Genomic DNA, 20,724 nt, shown 5'->3' on the forward strand with positions numbered 1-20,724 from the left:
TATAATATAGGAGCTATTTTATTGTTGACTAAGATGCTATAATAACTTGATATAGGGAATCGTGAGATTAAAATCAGTTTTATTCCCAGATAATCTAATAAAAGGAGGACATATGAAACATACTATCAGAAAAATGTTGGTTACAGGTATGATAAGCGGCTTGCTTTCACTTTCTACCGTTTCTGCGGTATATGCTGCAAACGGTTGGAAAGAATCAAACGGTACCTGGACCTATCTCGATGACAACGGACAATTGCACAAAAGCTGGCTCCCGTCTTCAAACGGGTATTATTATATGGATTTGTCTACAGGCGTTATGGTGACCGGATGGAAGAAAATCGATTCCAAATGGTATTACTTTAAGTCTAACGGAATAATGGCTACAGGCTGGTTCAAAGTTGATAATGACTGGTATTACACGCTCAGCAGCGGAAACCTTGTACAAAACAGCTGGTTAAAGAGCGATTCAAACTACTTCTACCTTAAGGGCACAGGTGTCATGGCCACAGGTTGGAGACAGATGGACGGTGCGTGGTATTATTTCAAGCCTGACGGAAGAGCCGCTTTCGGTTGGACAAAAGTTGGCGATAAGACCTATTATTTCTCCAGTTCCGCAAAGATGTATACATCATGGAATCAAATCGACGGCGTTTACTACTATTTCAATGCTGACGGTTCTATGAAAACAGGTTGGATAAATGACGGTACTCATAAGTTCTATATGGAAGAAGCTGAAGGCGAAAATCACGGTAAAATGACATTCGGTCTTAAGAAAATTTCCGGTGCATCTTACTATTTCAATGAAAAAGGTCATATGATCACCGGTTGGTTGCAATCAAACGGCAAGTATTATTACTTTGATGCCGACGGAAAGATGGTAACCGGTAAATCTATAAATATAGAAGGAAAAGAATACACATTTGATGCAAATGGTGTATGTACAAATCTTAGTGGCACTCCTAGCAGTGTCACTAATGCTATATCCGAAACAAAGAAATCAGACGGTAAAAGCAGTACGGCAGCACCTACTGCAGCCACTAATGAGGCACCTACAGTTGCACCCGGAGCAAAAACCGAATCTTCAAGTTCTTCTTCCTCTTCAGCTGCCCAGGCTTCTGCCGAAGCTAAACCCGGAAGCAAAGAAACAACAGCTCTCGCTTCACCGCTTGATGAGGCAAAAGCAAAAAATAATAAAGAAGAAGCGAAAAGTCCGGCTGATGAGAGCAAAAAGAATGCACAAAGTTCTTCTTCAAGCAAGGATGAAGTAGGTTTAAAACCCGGTGAAACATCCGGACCGAAATAGAGGTACAAAATGCATTTAAATAAATTTATAAAAACGGCTATATCTTTGTCACTTGCGCTGTCTTTGCTCAGTCCGGTTACATCATTTGCAGCCAATGAATGGACAATGCAAACACCGGGAGTATATCAAATGCTTGACGGATCATCCCTTACCGGAGTAGTTGCAAGAGGTATTGACCTTTCACATTATCAAGGTGATGTTGACTGGGATAAGGTTGCCGCAGATGATGTTCAGTTCATCATACACGGAACCAGATACAAAGGTCAGATTGACCCTGTTATAAGAAGAAATCTTACTGAAGCAAACAAAAGAGGTATAAAGCTCGGAGTATATATTTATTCCTATGCAATGACAGTCGCACAGGCTGATGCCGAGGCTGATTTTGTTTTGGACATAATAAAGGACTATCCTATTTCATATCCTGTAGCATTTGACGTTGAGGATGCCAATACACAGGGTAAACTTCCAAAAGACGAGCTTACAGCTATAATAAAGACATTCTGTAATAAGGTGGAAGCCGCAGGATATTATCCTATCGTATATGCAAATGACTATTGGATTGCAAATAAGCTTGATATGAATGCCTTGAAAAAATATGATATCTGGGTTGCCAGATATAATGTAAAGCATTCATATCCGGATCCTGTTATCTGGCAGGCTACAAGTACAGGTAAGGTAAACGGTATAAAAGGTAATGTAGATATTGACTTCCAGTATAAATCTTTTTCCGATAAGATTCCTGCAAATACCTGGAGAACTATTGCAGGAAAGAGATATTATTACAAAGACTACAATATGGTAAAGGATTCATGGGTACATGACTCCAACAATTCTTACTATATGGATTCAAACGGTACGGCAAAGACAGGTTGGTTTACTTCAAATAATGCAAGCTATTATCTGGATCCGTCAAAAAACGGTGCCGCAAAAAAAGGATGGTACAAGGAAAATTCAGACTGGTACTATCTTGACAGCACTGACGGCAAGATGATTACAGGTTGGATAAATGACGGAAACAAGAGATACTATGCCGACAAAGACGGTAAAATGCAGACAGGCTGGCTTGTAGACGGTAAAAACACATATTTCCTTGCTCCTTCAGGTGTTATGACTACCGGTTGGGTAAATGACAATAACACATGGTACTACATGGATAACAACGGTAGAATGCAGACAGGCTGGATTGATACCGGTAACCAAAGATATTACATGGACAATACCGGTAAGATGCAGACAGGTTGGACAGATATCGGAAACTCAAGATATTTCCTCACCAAGTCAGGTGCTATGTATAAGGGTTGGCTGAATGATTCAGGTGCCTGGTATTATATGGATAATAACGGTGCTATGAAGACAGGTTGGATCAATGATAAAAACACCTGGTACTACACGGACAACACCGGTAAAATGCAAACAGGTTGGATAAATGACGGAAAGAACAGATATTTCCTTACCGACTCGGGTGCAATGAAAACAGGTTGGTTAAAGGATGGCAACGACTGGTATTATATTGACAAGTCAGGCTCCATATCAACCGGATGGGTCAATGACGGCGGTACATGGTACTATTTGGACGGCTCAGGCAAGATGCAGACCGGATGGATTGATTTAAACAACCAAAAATATTTCCTATCTCCAAGCGGTGCTATGAAGACCAGATGGATCAATGTAGATAAAAACTGGTATTACATGAGCAGTTCGGGAAGTATGGCAAGAGGTATGATAAATGTCAATAATGTTTCATACTATCTTGATGAAAGCGGAAAGATGCTTGTCAATACAACTGTAAATGTAAACGGTACAGACTATCGTATAGACGCTTCAGGTGCTATGTCTCAGATCGTTCCAGAGATAACAGCAACTCCCGAAACTTCTACGGCTGCCGTTTCCACACAGGCAAGTGTAGGACCGGCAGGAAACTAAATTAAAATGATAAAGAGTGGCTGTCGGGAAATGTAAGCTATAAAAGAGGGAGGAGTAACTCAAAATGAGTTGCTCCTCCCTAAGTTTTTACATAAAAAAAGATGGCTAACGATAACCATCTTTCTCCGTTACATGTTATAATGAAACTTACTTCAGATATCCTAGATGACTTAAACTATCAGTTTATGAGACGATTAAAATTCAGTATTTCCCGACAGCCCCCTCTTTTATACAAAACTATTTTATTCTATCATAGATTATTCAAGTTACTTTACAAATCTGGAAAACAAGTCTATCAATATTCCAATTAATATACTTACAGCAATACATATGAAAGTTATCCTTGCAAGCATCCTACCCTTATTCCAGTACTTTGTACTTATATGCAATCCGTCTATTAAATCTATTCCCGGTATCCGTTGAAGGATAAAATGCAATGAAGTTCTCTCAAAAGTCATCTTCTTTTGCTTCCTTGTAATATCCAAAATACAAATAGTTAATATAAAACATGGCAACTCTATTACAGTTGTGCATACCAGCAGTACAGGTAGTAAAATCCACATACCAATTATAAATGGCCAAGTAATAATGACAAACGGTATTAAAAATACCAAAAAAAAGGCTCCTACTCCGCCTAAGCAAATAAAAACAGGCAGACCTCTACCAATTAACATAATTGGCATAAGTGTGTATTTATAAAAGAAATAGTTATTTATACAGTAATCTATATCCTCTGTCTTTATAGCTTCCAGTATATTTATAATTTGTACTCTGATAAGTATTACATATACCACAATAAACAATATATTATTCACTGCAACAATTACAGTAGGAATACTTACATCTGATTCCGATAAGATTTGATGCAAAACAATTATATTAAAGCATAGCCATGCATATATTAAAATTATATAGAATATATCTAAAACAGGCCGGAATTTCTTCAAATTATTTCCTCCGTACTTATCTACACAAGATTATACCTGAAATCTATTTACCAAATAAATCGACAATACCAATGCTGTTACGCAAAAGGTAAAAACGGCAGTCACAATAGCCAATCCCCTACCCATATTCCAATACTTTATGCTTATATACAATCCGTCTATAATATCCAACACCGGTATCATCTGCAATAAAAAATGTATCATTCTTTTCGCAGAAGATATACCGTATTTTTTTTGTGTTATACATAAGACATACTCAATTGATATAAAACACGGCAACTCTATTACGGCAAATACTATCAACACATACGGTATTATCGCAACAAAAAAAATGACCAAGAAAAAAAACAAAATAATTGCAATCGGTTCTTCTAACCACTGAATTATCGTTCCTATCATTCCAACAATAAAAGCACCTACTATTCCTGCACAGATTAATTCAACCGGCATCGTTATATATTTATATATAAAATATGTTTTCAAACAATAATCTACATCTTCTACCTTTTTAGCAAATGAAATATTTCGCATTTGTAATATCAAAAAAAATACAAACAAGACAAAAAGAATCATTGATACAATTGCGGTATTATCGTTTATACGATACACCATCGTCAAAATTATTAGACCATATATTGCTATACCGTATAGTATACCTAGCCACAAAGGGTGTTGTTTTTGATCATACTTCATATATTATAAATTCTTCTCCACACAATCAAGTGCCGCTTCAACTACCTTGTCCATATCATAGTACTTATATGCACCAAGTCTGCCACCGAAGATTATCTCAGGTCTTGTTTTTGAAAGCTTGACATAGCTTTCATATAGAGCATTGTTCTTTTCATTATTGATAGGATAATACGGTTCCTCACCCTTTTGCCACTCTGTAGGATATTCTTTTGAAATAATGGTGAAGTCCTGATTGCCGTATTCGAAATGCTTATGCTCTATAATTCTTGTAAACTTTACATCTCTTTCTGTATAATTTACCACTGCATTTCCCTGATAGTTATCAGTATCAAGTCTTTCATCCTCAAAGTATACTCTTCTGTACTCAAGCACTCCAAGTTTATAATCAAAGAACTCATCAATCATTCCGGTATATACAGTTTTATCAACTATATCAGTATTTTCCTTTATGAAATCTCTGTACTCGGTATTTGTTCTTACTTCTATACCCTCAAGAAGCTTTTCAACTATTCCGGTATATCCTCCTATAGGAATACCCTGGTATCTGTCATTGAAATAATTATTATCAAATGTAAATCTCAGTGGCAGTCTCTTTATAATAAATGCCGGAAGTTCCTTTGCATCTCTGCCCCACTGCTTTTCCGTATATCCCTTTATAAGCTTTTCGTATACATCTTTTCCAACCAAAGATATGGCCTGCTCTTCCAGATTCTTAGGGTCTGTAATTCCTGATTCCTGTCTTTGTTTTTCTATAATCGCCTTTGCCTCATCGGGAGTTTTTATATTCCAAAGCTTGCTGAAAGTATTCATATTAAACGGCAGATTGTAAAGTTCATCCTTATATATAGCAACAGGTGCATTGATATAATTATTGAACTCTGCAAAATTATTTACATACTCCCAAATCTTTTTATTTGAAGTATGGAAAATATGAGCACCATATTTATGAACATTTATTCCGTCTACATTCTCGGTATAGATATTTCCGGCTATATGATTTCTCTTATCAATAACCAAAACACTCTTACCGCGCTTCTTTGCCTCATATGCAAATATTGCTCCGAAAAGCCCCGCTCCAACTACTAAAAAATCGTATTTCATATACTACTCCTTATCTATATCTTTCCAACTATCAAATAAATTACAATAGTTGCAATCATCATACATTCCTGTATATATGTATATCTTTCCACCTTACTCACAATCCTGTATTTGCCTGGATCCTTCTTATATTCAATGAATTTCATAGAACACCATACTGTGTTTGCAAGTAATGCCACTACAGAGATCTTATTAAGATTCCATACCAAAACCACATTTGTAAGTATATCAAGCCAAGTAAGAAGAAATACAAAATCAACGCATTTCTTATATCCGAACAGCTTTGAATATGTGACATATTCGGTTTCCTCTTTAGGTGCACGAATCTTTCTGGAAATCTCCCAAATAAGTGCCGGGAAATAAAGTGTCATAACAGCCATCAAATTTGTAATATCAAATATCGGAAGTTTATACTTCATTATCGCATAAGAAATAACATAAATATTTAATATTATCTGTACCGGATTATGTGTAACCAAGGCAAGAGGCAATGACTTTGCTATCTTATGCTTTTGGAAAAACCATACCGCCATCAAACTTCCATAAGTGTAGAGTATCAGACAGAATATGAAATTTCTCATAAACAACACATTTATGAAAATAGTAATTCCGATAAGTATTGTTGCAAAAATCCTCAAATCATCCTTATGTACTCTACCTGATGGAAGCGGTCTGCTTGCAAAAAGTCTGCAATCCAACTCATAATCTTTAAAGTCATCTGCAATACGAAGCCAAAGTAAAAAGCTGAATATTGTAAATCCTCCGATTATTACACCTATTACATCGTGCTGTATAAAATAAGATATCAAATCGGACTGACCTTCAACCTTATCAAATAAAAGCAGCTGTTTTCCCGTTACTCCGTGATTTAGAAGTACAATAAAGTATATTTCCAAAAATACAATGTACCCAAGACATAATCTTGGAATCAGCGGAAACATTTCATTAAAATAAACTCTAAGCCTTTTTAATCTTTCCATATCCTATCCTCTCTCCGATTCGGATTTTAGTTTCAAAATTTCTTTTACTGTTTTCTAAGATATCTCTGTCTATCTCTATTTCCTTGCCGACTATCTCAACTATACTTGAACCGCCATACGAGAAAAAACCCTTTTCCTCACCTTTATGAAAGTAGCGTTTGTTATGGTTATGAATATGTCCTACAAGCATTGCTCCTATCTCCATATGAAGCATCTTGCCATATTCACTCATCCAATATTCCAACACCCTTTTATTCTCAGCAAATGCTCTCCAGTATGCGGCATCTCTTCTGACACTTTCAAGTCTGCCGGAAATTTCTTTTCTTTTTTCACTTCTTCCTGTTAACGGATAAATATATCTGTGATAATCACAAAGACTTAATCTGTATAATAAAAGATATCCACCTCTTGCCCATTCGGGCAATGGGGCTTTCAACAATTTATCCGTATTGTAAACATTGCCCTTTATCATTATACTAAGTTTTTTATTTCCAAGATAGAGTTTTCCGTCTTCACCTATTTTAAATACTCGAAGTTTTCCACTTGCAGTGGCTAAAAAACCCTCATTATCCACATTTATCTTTTCTTTTCTTGAAAAAAAATCGGCAAAGCTCTTGAAATTTCTCTTTAAAAGCCCTCTATCCAAATCATATTTTTTTATAAAGCTTTTTATCTTATTTTTAGACAAGGGACTTTTATAATATATCGACAGCAATTTTGAAAAGTATGGCCTTGCAAAAAAAAGTTTTAAAAATAACCTGCCCAAAAAACTGTGATATAAAAATTCTATAACTTTTGCCGAGTCTTCCTCTTCTTTTATTATTTTACCGCTTCTTCTATCAATTATTTCCAAAGTATCACCTATATCAGCAATAAAGCTATAAACACAATGGCAAGAATCAAAAAAGCTGTTCTGATATACAGATTCGGCTTTCTTATTTTCTTATTCCACAAAAATGCCAAAATTAAAAATATATACAGGCACTCAATCGGTAAAGCCGAAAAACTCTCTATATACTTTGCAATAACCACATACAAAGATATAAAAAATGCGGAGTATGTTACAGCAAGTCCTGTAAAATAAAGCTTATCTTCACTTCCCTTGCAGTTAAAATACGCAAGTCTTATAATTACCGCCAAAATATATAAACTTACAAGTACAAATGAAAAATATATATTTTTAGAAAAAAAGCTTATATATATCTTTGTGGGAAACAATCCGAATGAAATCAGATCTGCAAATGAGTCTATCTGAACTCCAAAGTTTTCTTCAAGCTCGGTCCTTTTATACATCCTTGCAAATACTCCGTCAAATGCATCACAAAGTCCTGCAAGCATCAGTAAAATAGTTGCAAGGTACAAGCTCTTTGCAAATAAAATCCCGAATATCGAAATCAATACACCTATATAGGTAAGTATAACACTTGGATGATATACTCCCAAAAATATCTTTTTCATATCATAAATACTTTCTTACTTTAAACAAAATCAAAATCATATTTACAGCCACATGAGTGATCCCACCAAGTAAAACCGCCAAAATATATTGAGGAAAGCTAAGACCTGCAAATATTGCAAGCACAAGCATTACTCCTATCATCGAATCTATCTGATCGTATACGAATGTAGCTATATTTGCCGGAAATCTGCCTCTAGTAGTCGCATCTATATCAAATCTTCTTTTTATAAAACTGTTTGGCAGCTCAAAGAGCATATATGCAAATCCGAATAATGTTCCGGATAAAAGATTAAAATAAACCGTATTGGGATAATTTTTATAAATCAGATTGTAATGCTCCAATCCCGTTTGTTTTAAAAATAATCCCCAAAGTATTGCCGCAAGCACAGTGCCAATTATCATTCCTATAAACCCAAGTACCGTCTTACTGTTGCCGAAAATTCTTTTTCCTTTTAAACTTTTACCGCCGTCTACAGGTATTCGTAAAAAATCAAGTGCCTTTATCTTTACAAAGAGCATATTGAAAACTCCGCCAAGGATTACAGGAAGCATACTTATATACAGTAATATAATCATAATGCTACTCCTAAATAACTTATACATTCCATAATCTGTATGGCAAAGAATGCGATACCGAAGCAAAGTACTCCGGCAGCACCCATATCTTTAATAACCTTTATCTCAGGATGTACATCCTCTGAAATAAAGTCTGAAATATGTTCTATGGAAGTATTTATACATTCCAGGCCGTAAACAGCTGCAGAGGTAATAATATATGCATACCAACCGGCCTTATCCGGCTTAAATACAAAAAAGTCCAAGAGAAAAAATATAATATCTATAACAATGTAATACTTATAGTTTTTTTCTGTCTTTAGAGCAAAGATAAGTCCCTCTATAGCACAATATATACTTTTTAAAAATGTCTTATTCTTCATCTATATCTCCGGATATTAAAGCATTTTTTCAAGCATCACGTACTTTCTTTGCTCTTTTATCTTGTCCTTAAAATACCCTCCGCTTGCCTTACCGCTGTGAATAAGTGCGGATATTCCACTTGCCTTTTTTACTTTAAGAATATCTACAACCTGCTGTGAAAGTGCCGAACCGAGTCCAAGGCAGTCTCTTTTAACTCCCATATATAAGAGTACATATCTTTTTGCATGAGACTTTACATTCATCACATTTAGTAAGAGTGCAGGTGTTCTTGCTTTACAAAGTAAATTTCCATAATCCGGCAGACATATTAAAAATCCCTTTAATACGCCGTCCTTATATGCAAGAAAAACCGTCTCAATATCTATTACCATTTTTAAAGGTGAATAAAGTTTTACAAAGTCCTCTTCAGATATCATCTTAAATCCGCAAAAGTTTTTATATCCTTCTATCAAAACAGGATATATATCTTTTAGGTATTTTTCAAAATTATCTGTATCAGGATGTGTAAATATATATCCCTCATCTTTTGCATCCTGCAATCTCTTCCTTGCCTTTTCGCTGTCAAAACTTTCATCCGCAACATCAAAGAAGTTTGAAAAGTACTCTTCCGATACTTGAAATCCGTTCTCTTCCCAAAGTTCTTTATAATATCCCTTATTTGAAGGCTCTCCGATATATGGCAAATCCTCAGAAGTGCAAAAGCGATACCTTGCCCAGAAAGAAAGGTCTATAGGTCCCAAAACTTTTTTCTTTCCCTCTTCCCTAGCCAGATTTTCACCTGCAGCAAGTAATTCTTTTGCCACTTCACTATTATTGATACATTCAAAAAAACCTATATAGGCTGTATCGTCATCATAAAATGAAAGCACGCAGCGACCTACCACTTCTTCCTTTTTATCCTTCGCTATAAGCGGTATTATCTTTACACCTTTACATAATATATTGGTGTTTTCCAAAACTTCCCTTTCAAAAACCTTATCCTGCATTATATGTTTATCATCATAGATTTTTGAAGGAAATCTGAGGAACAATTCCTTATCCTTGTTCTTTTTTACTATGCTTACAGTTATCTCACTCAATTTTGCTCTCCCTTTTTATCTTGCAGTATCCCTTATCGCCGTCAAGCTCCACCATATCCCCACTTTTTATATGATTCATCAAATCTGAAATTCCAACCACCGCAGGCTTTTTTAACTCTCTTGCAACTATTGCGGTATGCGAAAGTAAAGAACCTCTCTCTGCTAAAATTCCCTTTGCTACATCAAGTAGAAGAAACCAGCCCGGATCAGTTGAATATGTGGCTATTATCTTATCCTTCACATCCTTTAATGACACGGTTCTCATATCTGTTATTTTAATAACTTCACCCGTAATTTTTCCGCTTGAAACTCCTCTTCCTGTAAGAAAATCTCTCTCGGTTTCTTCATCACAAATACTTCTGTCCATAATTGAAAAATCTATAACCGGATCACCCAAAAGCACAACTTTTTTAATAGTCGGAAGCTCATTGTATACAAGCATCAGCCTTTTTTCTTCTTTTATTTCTTCGGTAAAATCCTTACCTGAAAATATCATTTCTCTTATTTGTGGAAGTGATAGATGATAAATATCTTCGCCCACAGTCTTTGCACCTATTTTATCTATCAGTTTTCTCATTAGTCCGAACAATCTGCTTCTGTTCATCCTTGAAATCTCTCGATAATTGGTTGAACTCCTTGCCAAAGACTTCTTTATCTTTACAATACTTTTATTAATATCCTGTACGGGAAGCATCGCCCTTTCTTCCACCATTTTATCAAGCAGTTCGGGATTTGTTGCAAATGTCCTTGTCTCAAGCTTCAGCTCACCTATAGTTCTGTCACCATAGTATTTGATATAATCCGCTTTCTTTTCTTTATATTCATGTGAAGCTACACCGAATTTTGAATATGTATACACCAATTCATTCAATGCTTCTACAGGCTTTTTACTTTCAAGTACCAAGGTATTTTTCACCTTTTTCCCTGCAAAATGTGTGGACAAAAATGACACCATATCATTTATCAATGTCCAGTCCCACTCTTTAAAGAATACATCTTCCATTTCCAAAAAAAGATTGTACAACTTCTTTGGATCCTCTTCATTTTCAACTTTTGCATTATAGTATTGGAATTCTTTTTTGAAAAATAATGAAAGATCCGCCATCTTTTTTTGTGAGATTAAAAACAGATAAAGAGTTGAAAAGAAAAGCTTTGTTTTTATAAATAAGCTTGGTCTTTTTTTAGAAAAGTGTATTTTTTCATCCTCTACACCAAGCATCTTTTGCCAAATAGGGATAATCTTTGAAGAGAAGGGTAATAGTCTTAAAATATCGTACCAGCTGCTGATTTCATAGTACATCCTTCCCCCAAAGTAACTGACCATATGCGTAAACAAGTCTTCATACCTGTTTGCTGATTTTCCAAGCGCTCTTCCTATAAGTCTTGTGAATATCCTTGTGTATACCTCCCCGGCAAAGCTTCCGGTCAGCTTAGAACACACTCCGGGGTAACTTTCAGCAATATTACTGTTATCTAAAATGCGAATATTTTTTGTAAAATCAAGACTCGTAATCTCTCTTGCCTGTAAAATATATATTTTTTCATCCTTGACGGCAAACTCTATATCCATCAGCTTCCCAAAAAGCTTTTCGATTCTTTCTCCGGTTCTTTCAAGTTCCTTTACAAGGTTTTCAGGAAAGTTCAAGGCATTTCCCTCTTTATATGTAGCTCCGTCTCTGTAGTGGTGATAGGTAATTGTTTCAGCTTTATCCTCTACTATACTGCTTCCAAGTCCTTTTCCTACCACTATCACCGTCTCATTTAAGATGCCCTTAGGATTGGCAGTAAATAAAACACCTGAATATTCGGACGCCACCATTTCCTGAATTATTACACTTGATATTTTGTTTTCTGCCTGTATACCAAGCTTTTCTTCGTAGTATCTGTTTTTATAACTGTCTACCACTGATTTTATAGCCTTATCCACTTCTGATTTTGGAACATTTAAAACAGTTAAAAATTGTCCTGCATAGGAAAAGTTTTCACCGTCCTCATGTGCATCATTTGAGCGAACGGCAAAAAGTTCCGAATCAAAATATGAAAAGTCAATCTCATCTCCGGGATAAGCTACTTTAAACTTTGGAACCTGAAAGCCGTTTTTTTCCAAAACCTTTAAGTTTTTTGCTTTCATAGTTCTCTCCGTATAACACTGCATATCCTCTCTACCTCAGCCTCTTCCAAATCAGGATATATAGGCAAGGTCAAAACCTTTTTTGAAATATCAAGTGCAATTGGTGTTTCATTTGCATCAAAGCTTTCACTATAACATTCATAGGCATTTGTACATGGGTAAAAATACTTTCTTGCAAAAATATTTTCCTTTGCCAGTTTGTCGTATAATTCATCCCTGCTGCCCCTTTTTACAACTATTGGAAAATATGCATAGTTGTATGTAGTGTCATCATTATATTTATTAAGTCTAATAGACTTTATATCTGAGAGCCTGTCTGTATATAGCTCACAGATTCTCTTTCTTTTTTCTATGTACTCAGGAAGATGCTTCATATTGCAAAGTCCCATAGCGGCCGCAAACTCATTCATCTTTGCATTGCTACCCACATAAGGAACATTTTCCTTATCCGCAATACCGAAGTTTTTCAAAAAATCCAAAGACTTTCTTCTCTCCTTATCTCTGAGAGCTATAGCACCACCTTCTATGGTGTTAAACACCTTTGTTGCGTGGAAGCTGAATATACTCATATCTCCAAAATCCGCCACACTCTTTCCTTTATATCTCTCACCGAATGTATGTGCCGCGTCGTAGACTACATATAATCCATGCTTTTTTGCTATTCTATCAATGGCTTCCACATCACATACATTACCATATACATGTACAGGCATTATAGCTTTGGTATCTTTTGTTATAAGCTTTTCTATTTTTTCAGGATCAATTGTAAAATCATCTTCCTTTATATCGCAAAAAACCGGCTTAAGTCCGTTTCTTACTATGGCATGAGTGGTAGATGCAAATGTAAATGGCGTTGTTATAACTTCACCTTCTATCTTTAGAGACTGTAATGCAAGCTCCAATGCCAGATGTCCGTTTACTGTAAGAACTATATCCATATCGTCCATAAATTTACTTAAAGTATCTTCAAGCTCATTATGTACATAACCCATATTGGTAAGCCAGGCACTCTCCCATATCTTATCTACATACTCAAGGAATTCCTCCTTAGGAGGCAATGTAGCCTTTGTGACAAATATTTTCTTTTCTTCCTTCATACGCCTCCTTATATACCGGTTAATATTATATCTTTTTTACAATATGGAAATCAGCCTCTCCACATCTTCATTCTCAGTTGCCCAGCTTGTACAAAATCTTATAACATGCTTTCCGTTTGAAAGAGTCTCCATAAATCCGAAGCCTATATCCTTTGATAATCGATCTCTTGTAACATCATCAACTACAATAAACTGTTGATTGGTAGGGGAGTCTATATAAAGTTCATACTCTTTCTCAATCAAAGCCTTCTTTATCTTCATAGCGGCATCTACACCTTTTTTTCCAAGTTTTTTGTACAAATCATTACTGAACAATGTATCAAACTGTATTCCAAGTAGCCTTCCCTTTGCCAATACAGCTCCAAAGAGCTTCATATCGGTAAAGAAATGTTTACTGAGCCCTTTATTTGTAAATACTATCGCTTCACCTATCAGTGCACCGCATTTTGTACCGCCTATATAAAATACATCACATAATCTTGCAATATCTTCCAAACCTGTATCACATTCACTGCTTCCAAGTGCATATGCAAGTCTTGCTCCGTCTATAAAAAAAGGAATATTATATTCAGCACAAACCGATCTTATCTCTTCTAATTCATTCTTTGAATACAAAGTTCCATACTCTGTAGGCTGTGATATATAGACCATTCCGGGATATACCATATGCTCATGATTTACATCTGCGTAAAAGTCTCTGCAGAATCTTTTTACAGTATCTGCCGCCAGCTTGCCGTTCTCAGACTTCAATCCAAAGACCTTATGTCCGGTGTTTTCTATGGCTCCCGCTTCATGTACCGATATATGTCCGGTATCTGCCGCAATTACACCCTCATAGTTTTTCAAAATACTTCCGATAACTATTTTGTTTGCCTGAGTACCACCACTTACAAAGAAAATTTCAGCATCGGTCTTTATAGCTTCCTTTATCTTTTCTTTTGCGGAAATACAAAACTCATCACTTCCATAACCTGCCTGCTTGGATAAATTACTTTCCTGTAATTTGTCTAAAATCTCAGGCGTTGCACCCTCGCTATAATCATTTATAAAATATAACATACTTCCTCTCAGTCTTTTAATCCAACAAAAAGTCTGACATTACCATATTGCTGAGATCAAGTCCCTTTTCGGTTAGCCTTAAGTTTGGCGAGTTATATTCCATAAGCTTTAACATCATATTTTTCTTTATCTGTCTGTCAAATACCTCAAACATATCTACACCGAATCTCTCGTTGAACTCATGTCTGGATACACCTCTTGTAAGTCTGAGACCGAGGAACATAAATTCCTCCATATTTGCCTTGATGTCAAGTTCTTCCAGATCACAGTAAAGCGGTGTAATATCCTGCTGCATCTTTACACTCATATATTTTTTGTAATCCGATTCCACATGGAAGCGTCTGTTCATCACATAACCTGAAGCGCCTACTCCAAGACCAAGATAAGAAACTCCTGTCCAATAGCCTATATTATGTCTGCACTCTCTTCCGGGCTTTGCATAATTGCTTATTTCATATCGCTCATATCCATGCTCTCTTAAAATATTTTTTGTAAGAGCATACATCTCTCTGTCTATATTCTCATCTGGTAGGAGCATACTGCCCTCTTCACTTCCGTACTTGTCAAAGAAAGGAGTATCCGGCTCTATTATAAGTGAATACGCACTTATATGCTCAGGCTTTAGGGCACATACTCTTTTTAATGTAGTCTTATAGCTGTCAATTGTCTGATTCGGCAAACCGCTCATAAGGTCTACATTTATATTTGTAAACCCATACTCTCTTGCAAGCTGATAGCTTTGTAAGAAATCTTTATAGGTATGTATTCTTCCAAGCTCTTTAAGCTCCTCTTCGATACTGCTTTGCAAACCGAAGCTTATCCTGTTGATTCCGGCCTTTTTTATATGCATTATCTTGCTCTTTGACAATGTACCCGGATTACACTCAATAGAAACTTCCGCATCGGTTTCAACTATAAAGTTCTCACGAACAGCATTCATAATATCAAGTATCCAGATTCCGCTAAGTGTAGTCGGAGTACCTCCACCGATAAAAATTGAACTCACAAGATATTCACCGTAATTTTGTCCCTGCGCTTTTATCTCCTCTATAAGCTGATTAACATATGCTTTCTTTTCACTGTCGTCAGCTCTAAAGGATAAGAAATCACAATACCTACATTTTTCTTCGCAAAATGGTATATGCACATATAATTCCAACTTTTTCATTGACATACTTTATCAATCCTCATCCAATTTAAGTACACTCATAAACGCCTTTTGAGGGATTTCCACATTTCCGATCTGTCTCATTCTCTTCTTTCCCTCTTTTTGCTTTTCAAGAAGCTTTCTCTTTCTTGAGATATCTCCTCCGTAACACTTTGCCAAAACATCTTTTCTCATGGCCTTAACGGTCTCTCTTGCTATAACCTTTGAACCTACTGCCGCCTGTATAGGAATCTCAAACAGGTGTCTCGGTATCTCCTCTTTAAGCTTCTCACACATCTTTCTTCCTCTTTCATAAGCGGAATCCGCATGCACTATAAATGACAGCGCATCCACCTCTTCCTTGTTTATCAAAATATCCAACTTCACAAGCTTTGAAGGTACATAGCCCTTTAAGTCATAATCAAGTGAGGCATAACCTCTTGATCTTGACTTTAGTGCATCGAAGAAATCATATATTATTTCATTCAGAGGCAAATCATATTTTAAAATTGCACGATTCTCCTCAATATATTCCATACCAAGATAAATACCTCTTCTCTCCTGACAGAGATTCATAATAGATCCTACAAATTCTTTTGTAAGCATTATCTCGGCAGAAACTATCGGCTCCTCCATATGCTCTATCTCTGAAGGATCGGGGAGGTTTGAAGGGTTTGTAAGTTCTATAACCTCTCCGTTAGTTTTAAATACCTTGTATACAACACCCGGTGCTGTAGTAACAAGGTCAAGATTATATTCTCTCTCAAGTCTTTCCTGTATTACTTCCAAATGTAAAAGCCCAAGGAAACCGCATCTGAATCCGAATCCGAGTGCAAGTGAAGTCTCCGGCTCAAAGAAAAGCGAAGCATCATTTAACTGCAGCTTCTCAAGTGCCTCTCTAAGGTCATTGTACTTTGCACCGTCCGCCGGATAAAGTCCGCAATAAACCATAGGTGTTACCTTCTTATATCCCGGCAATGCCTTTTCACAAGGATTATTATTTAATGTAATAGTATCACCGACTCTGGTATCCTTTACATTCTTTATACTTGCCGTAATATAGCCTACCATGCCTGCAGAAAGCTCATCACATGGAATAAACTGACCTGCACCGAAATACCCTACTTCCACAACTTCCGCCACAGCTCCGGTTGCCATCATTTTTATAGGATCGCCTTTTTTTACACTTCCCTCTTTGATTCTGACAAATACTATTACTCCCTTATATGAATCATATATTGAGTCGAAAATAAGTGCCTGCAAAGGTGCCTTGGGATCTCCCTCCGGTGCCGGAACCTTCGCAACTATCGCTTCCAGTACATCCTCTATATTCAGTCCTATCTTAGCTGAAATTCTTGGAGCGTCATGTGCCTCTATTCCTATAACATCTTCTATTTCACTTGCAACCAAATCAGGATCGGCACTTGGCAAGTCCACCTTATTTATAACAGGAAATACTTCAAGGTCATGATCAAGTGCCATATAAACATTGGCAAGTGTCTGTGCCTCTATACCCTGTGCCGCATCTACTACAAGTATGGCACCGTCACAGGCAGCGAGAGACCTTGAAACTTCATAGTTAAAATCCACATGTCCCGGTGTATCTATAAGATTGAATATATATTCATTACCGTCATTTGCCTTGTAAACAGTTCTTACCGCCTGACTCTTTATGGTAATTCCTCTTTCCCTCTCAAGATCCATATTGTCAAGAACCTGAGACTGCATCTCCCTGCTGGTCAAGAGTCCTGTCTTTTCTATAATTCTGTCTGCAAGTGTAGACTTGCCATGATCTATATGTGCAATAATACAAAAATTTCTAATTTTACTTTGATCAACAATCATCTTTTCTTCCTATCGTTAAACCTTGAATAATAATGCTTATAATAACATTTTTTCGGCATTCTTACAATAATAGTGGGAAATGAAGCGCTTATTACATACCGTACATTATGTCAATATACAGCCTGCATGAATCAAAGAGCTGTGAGAGCTTGACATATTCATTTTCCCTATGTACCACCGATAAATCTCCCGGTCCTATAATTACAGGTATAAGTTCATTTTTTATAAGCATACTTGCATCTGTAGAGCCTGTAAAAGTGTCAAATTCCGGATCAATATCCAGCTTTTTTAATGTGGCTTCTATAGTCTTTATGAGTCTGTCTTCCTTTGATGTATCCCATGATGTTCTCATATCGGCTATCTTGTATGTAGCATCAAAATGAGGATTTTCGGCTTTTATTTCATCTATAAGTTCATCCAGTTTTTCCCATATATGCTCAGGCTTATGTCCTACCTGTAGTCTGGCATCCACTGTGAACACACATCTGTCAGGTACTACCTGCGGCTCCACACCTGCATTTATAGCCAACGTTCTCCAGAATGTATCAGGATAATCTTTAAATTCAGTGTTCTTTATCTTTTCTATAAGCTTTATCGCAAGATATATGGCATTTTCACCTACACCCTTTTGTGAACCGTGAGCAGTCATGCCATGTACACAGACATCAGCCCATGTTCTACCCTTTTGACGATTACATATCTTCATATCGGTAGGCTCACATACTATAAGATATTTTGCGTTATCAAACACCTTATTTTGATATAATGCCTTTGATCCCTTCATAAAGTTTTCTTCATCTATGGTAGCCGCAATTATTATATCTCTTTCGGGAATAATATTGTTTCTCTTCAAAAGTATCATAGAATATATAGCACTTATCAGTCCGCTTTTCATATCGGCACTTCCCCTGCCATATAATTTGCCGTCTTTTATAGTGGATTTAAACGGCGGTGTATTCCATCTTTTTATCTCATCGTCGGAAACCGGCACAACATCCATATGCCCTGTGAAAACAACAGCATCCTTATTTGTTTTTCCTTTAAGCTTTGCTATAATATCATATCTTCCGTCTTCCACCGGTACCGTAAAATAATCTATAGCATTTTCCTTCAATAAGTTTTCTACATACTCACACATAGGCTTTTCATTACCTTTTGGATTTGTACTCGGTATGTCCACTGCTTTTGAAAATATGTCTACCAGTTCCTTTTCATCTATCAAATCAAAAATACTTTCCATAATATTTATTCCTTTAATTCATCAATATTCTTATTGTACAGGTTAAAATATATTCCCTCTTTATTCATCAGCTCTTCATGTGTACCTGACTCTTCTATACCGTTTTCTGTAAGCACCAAGATTTTGCTTGCATTTCTTATGGTCGAAAGTCTATGTGCTATTGTGATTGTAGTTCTGCCCTTACTCAGTATTTCAAGTGACTGCTGCACTATAGCTTCAGAATTATTATCAAGTGCTGAAGTTGCCTCATCAAGTATAAGTATCGGTGGATTCTTTAAGAATACTCTTGCTATGCTTATTCTCTGCTTTTGTCCACCTGAAAGCTTTGTACCACGCTCTCCTATATATGTATCAAACTTATCCGGAAGCTCCATAATAAATTCATAGGCACCGGCCATCTTGGCGGCTTTTTCTACATCATCAAAGCTCGCATCCTTCTTTCCGTAAACTATATTTTCATATATAGTTCCTGAGAACAGATACACTTCCTGTTGCACAATACCTATATTATCTCTCAATGACTTTTGCTTGAAATCTCTTATATCTGTGCCGTCTATAAGTATTGCACCTTCACTGACCTCATAAAATCTCGGTATAAGATTTGATATAGTTGTTTTACCTACACCTGAAGAACCTACAATAGCGATATTCTCTCCTTTATTTATTGAAAAGCTTATATCATCAAGTACCTTTGCATCACTGTCAGGATATGCAAAGCTGACATTTCTAAACTCAATATCGCCATGTACATCGGTCAAAACTCTCGCATTTTCCTTATCGACTATATCGTTCTTTACATCCATTATCTCAATGAATCTTTCAATACCTGTCATTCCCCTTTGGAACTGCTCCATATAGTCAACTATTTTCTTTACTGTATTTAAAAGCATATTTATATACAATGTGTAAAGAAACATATCACCTGCATTTATTTTACCGACCTTCATATAGTAGCTTCCAAGTACTATAACTGTCAGATACATAATTCCGTCAAATATTCTGTATACCACCTGAAAATTTGACATATGTTTGTAGAACTCTTTTTTAATATCCAAAAATCTTAAATTTTCTTTATGGAACTTCTTTACTTCCAACTCTTCATTTGCAAATGATTTTACAACCTTTGCACCCAGAATATTGTTTTCAATGCCTGAATTGATCTCACCAACATGATTTCTTTGTTCTTTTTGTGCCTTTCTCATATGATTATTGGTGGAAGACATAAAGAATACCATTATCGGTATCATAATAAATATGGTAAGTGTAAGAGTTATATTTATATTTATCAGTATTACAAATGAAACTACAAGTTTTACAATTGCTATAAAAAACTCTTCCGGACAGTGATGTGCAAACTCTGTAACATCAAAAAGGTCGGTAGTAATTCTTGATAATATCTGACCTGATTTATTTGTATTATAGTAGGAATAAGGGAGTTGCTGTATGTGAGAAAAAATATCATATCTCATATCCGTTTCTATCTTTGCCCCCATCACATGACCTATATTTTGCATATAGTAGTTTGCTATAGTATCAACCACTCTGAGTAAAACAAATATTACTCCAAGTGTCAGTATAAGTTTTACAGTCAGGAGGCTCAAATCCTGTCTTGCAGTATTTGTCAAATATCTGAGTATTATCGGCAGCACCAGATCACACATGGTTGAAAAACCTGCACATATAAGATCAAGTATTAATGTTGGATAGTACTTGCCGTAATATGGTAAAAATCTCTTTAACAAATATGAATTTGTATAAGTTTTTTGCATAAGATCCCCTTC

Annotated in this window: 18 protein-coding genes; 2 read left to right on the plus strand and 16 right to left on the minus strand. The window is 36.0% G+C overall.

Annotated features, from left to right (window positions below):
• Positions 1 to 112 precede the first annotated feature (112 nt).
• On the plus strand, positions 113 to 1,303 hold the full coding sequence (locus tag HMPREF1135_RS09055) for a cell wall-binding protein (RefSeq protein WP_007594448.1): 1,191 nt from the start codon (positions 113 to 115) through the stop codon (positions 1,301 to 1,303).
• A gap of 9 nt (positions 1,304 to 1,312) precedes the next feature.
• Positions 1,313 to 3,226, plus strand: coding sequence for a GH25 family lysozyme (locus HMPREF1135_RS09060; RefSeq protein WP_007594450.1), 1,914 nt, complete (start codon positions 1,313 to 1,315; stop codon positions 3,224 to 3,226).
• Positions 3,227 to 3,492: 266 nt separating this feature from the next.
• Here HMPREF1135_RS09060 and HMPREF1135_RS09065 read toward each other — a convergent pair whose 3' ends face one another.
• From HMPREF1135_RS09065 to HMPREF1135_RS09140, 16 genes are all read right to left on the minus strand, one after another.
• Positions 3,493 to 4,173: a hypothetical protein gene (locus HMPREF1135_RS09065; RefSeq protein ID WP_007594452.1), complete on the minus strand. Its 681-nt coding sequence runs from the start codon at positions 4,171 to 4,173 to the stop codon at positions 3,493 to 3,495.
• 30 nt (positions 4,174 to 4,203) lie between these two features.
• Complete coding sequence (locus HMPREF1135_RS09070; protein WP_007594453.1) at positions 4,204 to 4,866, minus strand: hypothetical protein; 663 nt, start codon at positions 4,864 to 4,866, stop codon at positions 4,204 to 4,206.
• A gap of 3 nt (positions 4,867 to 4,869) precedes the next feature.
• The gene (gene glf, locus HMPREF1135_RS09075) at positions 4,870 to 5,967 is read right to left on the minus strand and encodes a UDP-galactopyranose mutase (protein WP_007594461.1); all 1,098 of its coding nucleotides are present in this window, start codon (positions 5,965 to 5,967) and stop codon (positions 4,870 to 4,872) included.
• A gap of 14 nt (positions 5,968 to 5,981) precedes the next feature.
• Complete coding sequence (locus HMPREF1135_RS09080) at positions 5,982 to 6,947, minus strand: prenyltransferase (protein WP_007594463.1); 966 nt, start codon at positions 6,945 to 6,947, stop codon at positions 5,982 to 5,984.
• The gene (locus HMPREF1135_RS09085) at positions 6,925 to 7,800 is read right to left on the minus strand and encodes a phosphatidylserine decarboxylase (protein WP_007594464.1); all 876 of its coding nucleotides are present in this window, start codon (positions 7,798 to 7,800) and stop codon (positions 6,925 to 6,927) included. Before HMPREF1135_RS09085 ends, HMPREF1135_RS09080 begins: the two co-directional genes overlap by 23 nt.
• Before the next feature lie 8 nt (positions 7,801 to 7,808).
• A complete protein-coding gene (locus HMPREF1135_RS09090; protein WP_007594465.1) occupies positions 7,809 to 8,405 on the minus strand; it encodes a CDP-alcohol phosphatidyltransferase family protein in 597 nt (198 codons plus the stop codon).
• 1 nt (position 8,406) lies between these two features.
• Positions 8,407 to 8,982, minus strand: a complete 576-nt coding sequence (locus HMPREF1135_RS09095) for a CDP-archaeol synthase (RefSeq protein WP_007594466.1) — start codon at positions 8,980 to 8,982, stop codon at positions 8,407 to 8,409.
• A complete protein-coding gene (locus tag HMPREF1135_RS09100) occupies positions 8,979 to 9,344 on the minus strand; it encodes a diacylglycerol kinase (RefSeq protein ID WP_007594467.1) in 366 nt (121 codons plus the stop codon). Before HMPREF1135_RS09100 ends, HMPREF1135_RS09095 begins: the two co-directional genes overlap by 4 nt.
• Before the next feature lie 15 nt (positions 9,345 to 9,359).
• Positions 9,360 to 10,424 carry a hypothetical protein gene (locus HMPREF1135_RS09105; protein ID WP_007594468.1) on the minus strand — a complete coding sequence of 355 codons (1,065 nt, stop codon included), beginning with the start codon at positions 10,422 to 10,424 and terminating at the stop codon, positions 9,360 to 9,362.
• A complete protein-coding gene (locus tag HMPREF1135_RS09110) occupies positions 10,417 to 12,555 on the minus strand; it encodes a PEP/pyruvate-binding domain-containing protein (RefSeq protein WP_007594469.1) in 2,139 nt (712 codons plus the stop codon). The genes HMPREF1135_RS09105 and HMPREF1135_RS09110 overlap by 8 nt, the downstream gene beginning before the upstream one ends.
• Positions 12,552 to 13,652, minus strand: a complete 1,101-nt coding sequence (locus HMPREF1135_RS09115; RefSeq protein ID WP_007594471.1) for a DegT/DnrJ/EryC1/StrS family aminotransferase — start codon at positions 13,650 to 13,652, stop codon at positions 12,552 to 12,554. Before HMPREF1135_RS09115 ends, HMPREF1135_RS09110 begins: the two co-directional genes overlap by 4 nt.
• A 36-nt stretch (positions 13,653 to 13,688) precedes the next feature.
• Positions 13,689 to 14,711, minus strand: a complete 1,023-nt coding sequence (locus HMPREF1135_RS09120; RefSeq protein ID WP_007594480.1) for a threonine aldolase family protein — start codon at positions 14,709 to 14,711, stop codon at positions 13,689 to 13,691.
• A 16-nt stretch (positions 14,712 to 14,727) separates the two neighbouring features.
• Positions 14,728 to 15,885: a radical SAM family heme chaperone HemW gene (gene hemW, locus HMPREF1135_RS09125; RefSeq protein ID WP_007594482.1), complete on the minus strand. Its 1,158-nt coding sequence runs from the start codon at positions 15,883 to 15,885 to the stop codon at positions 14,728 to 14,730.
• A gap of 6 nt (positions 15,886 to 15,891) precedes the next feature.
• A complete protein-coding gene (gene lepA / locus HMPREF1135_RS09130) occupies positions 15,892 to 17,703 on the minus strand; it encodes a translation elongation factor 4 (RefSeq protein WP_007594483.1) in 1,812 nt (603 codons plus the stop codon).
• A gap of 91 nt (positions 17,704 to 17,794) precedes the next feature.
• A complete protein-coding gene (locus tag HMPREF1135_RS09135; RefSeq protein WP_007594485.1) occupies positions 17,795 to 18,943 on the minus strand; it encodes a M20 family metallopeptidase in 1,149 nt (382 codons plus the stop codon).
• A 5-nt stretch (positions 18,944 to 18,948) separates the two neighbouring features.
• The gene (locus HMPREF1135_RS09140; RefSeq protein WP_007594487.1) at positions 18,949 to 20,712 is read right to left on the minus strand and encodes an ABC transporter ATP-binding protein; all 1,764 of its coding nucleotides are present in this window, start codon (positions 20,710 to 20,712) and stop codon (positions 18,949 to 18,951) included.
• Positions 20,713 to 20,724 lie beyond the last annotated feature (12 nt).

The sequence above is a fragment of the Lachnoanaerobaculum sp. OBRC5-5 genome (assembly GCF_000296385.1).
GTDB lineage: Bacteria > Bacillota > Clostridia > Lachnospirales > Lachnospiraceae > Lachnoanaerobaculum.

Coding starts and splice junctions, on each gene's coding strand:
- HMPREF1135_RS09135 (WP_007594485.1), bottom strand. CDS start 18,943: ATGGAAAGTATTTTTGATTTGATAGATGAAAAGGAACTGGTAGACATA.
- HMPREF1135_RS09120 (WP_007594480.1), bottom strand. CDS start 14,711: ATGTTATATTTTATAAATGATTATAGCGAGGGTGCAACGCCTGAGATT.
- HMPREF1135_RS09115 (WP_007594471.1), bottom strand. CDS start 13,652: ATGAAGGAAGAAAAGAAAATATTTGTCACAAAGGCTACATTGCCTCCT.
- HMPREF1135_RS09140 (WP_007594487.1), bottom strand. CDS start 20,712: ATGCAAAAAACTTATACAAATTCATATTTGTTAAAGAGATTTTTACCA.
- glf (WP_007594461.1), bottom strand. CDS start 5,967: ATGAAATACGATTTTTTAGTAGTTGGAGCGGGGCTTTTCGGAGCAATA.
- HMPREF1135_RS09080 (WP_007594463.1), bottom strand. CDS start 6,947: ATGGAAAGATTAAAAAGGCTTAGAGTTTATTTTAATGAAATGTTTCCG.
- HMPREF1135_RS09055 (WP_007594448.1), top strand. CDS start 113: ATGAAACATACTATCAGAAAAATGTTGGTTACAGGTATGATAAGCGGC.
- lepA (WP_007594483.1), bottom strand. CDS start 17,703: ATGATTGTTGATCAAAGTAAAATTAGAAATTTTTGTATTATTGCACAT.
- HMPREF1135_RS09095 (WP_007594466.1), bottom strand. CDS start 8,982: ATGATTATATTACTGTATATAAGTATGCTTCCTGTAATCCTTGGCGGA.
- HMPREF1135_RS09070 (WP_007594453.1), bottom strand. CDS start 4,866: ATGAAGTATGATCAAAAACAACACCCTTTGTGGCTAGGTATACTATAC.
- HMPREF1135_RS09060 (WP_007594450.1), top strand. CDS start 1,313: ATGCATTTAAATAAATTTATAAAAACGGCTATATCTTTGTCACTTGCG.
- HMPREF1135_RS09100 (WP_007594467.1), bottom strand. CDS start 9,344: ATGAAGAATAAGACATTTTTAAAAAGTATATATTGTGCTATAGAGGGA.
- HMPREF1135_RS09110 (WP_007594469.1), bottom strand. CDS start 12,555: ATGAAAGCAAAAAACTTAAAGGTTTTGGAAAAAAACGGCTTTCAGGTT.
- HMPREF1135_RS09090 (WP_007594465.1), bottom strand. CDS start 8,405: ATGAAAAAGATATTTTTGGGAGTATATCATCCAAGTGTTATACTTACC.
- hemW (WP_007594482.1), bottom strand. CDS start 15,885: ATGTCAATGAAAAAGTTGGAATTATATGTGCATATACCATTTTGCGAA.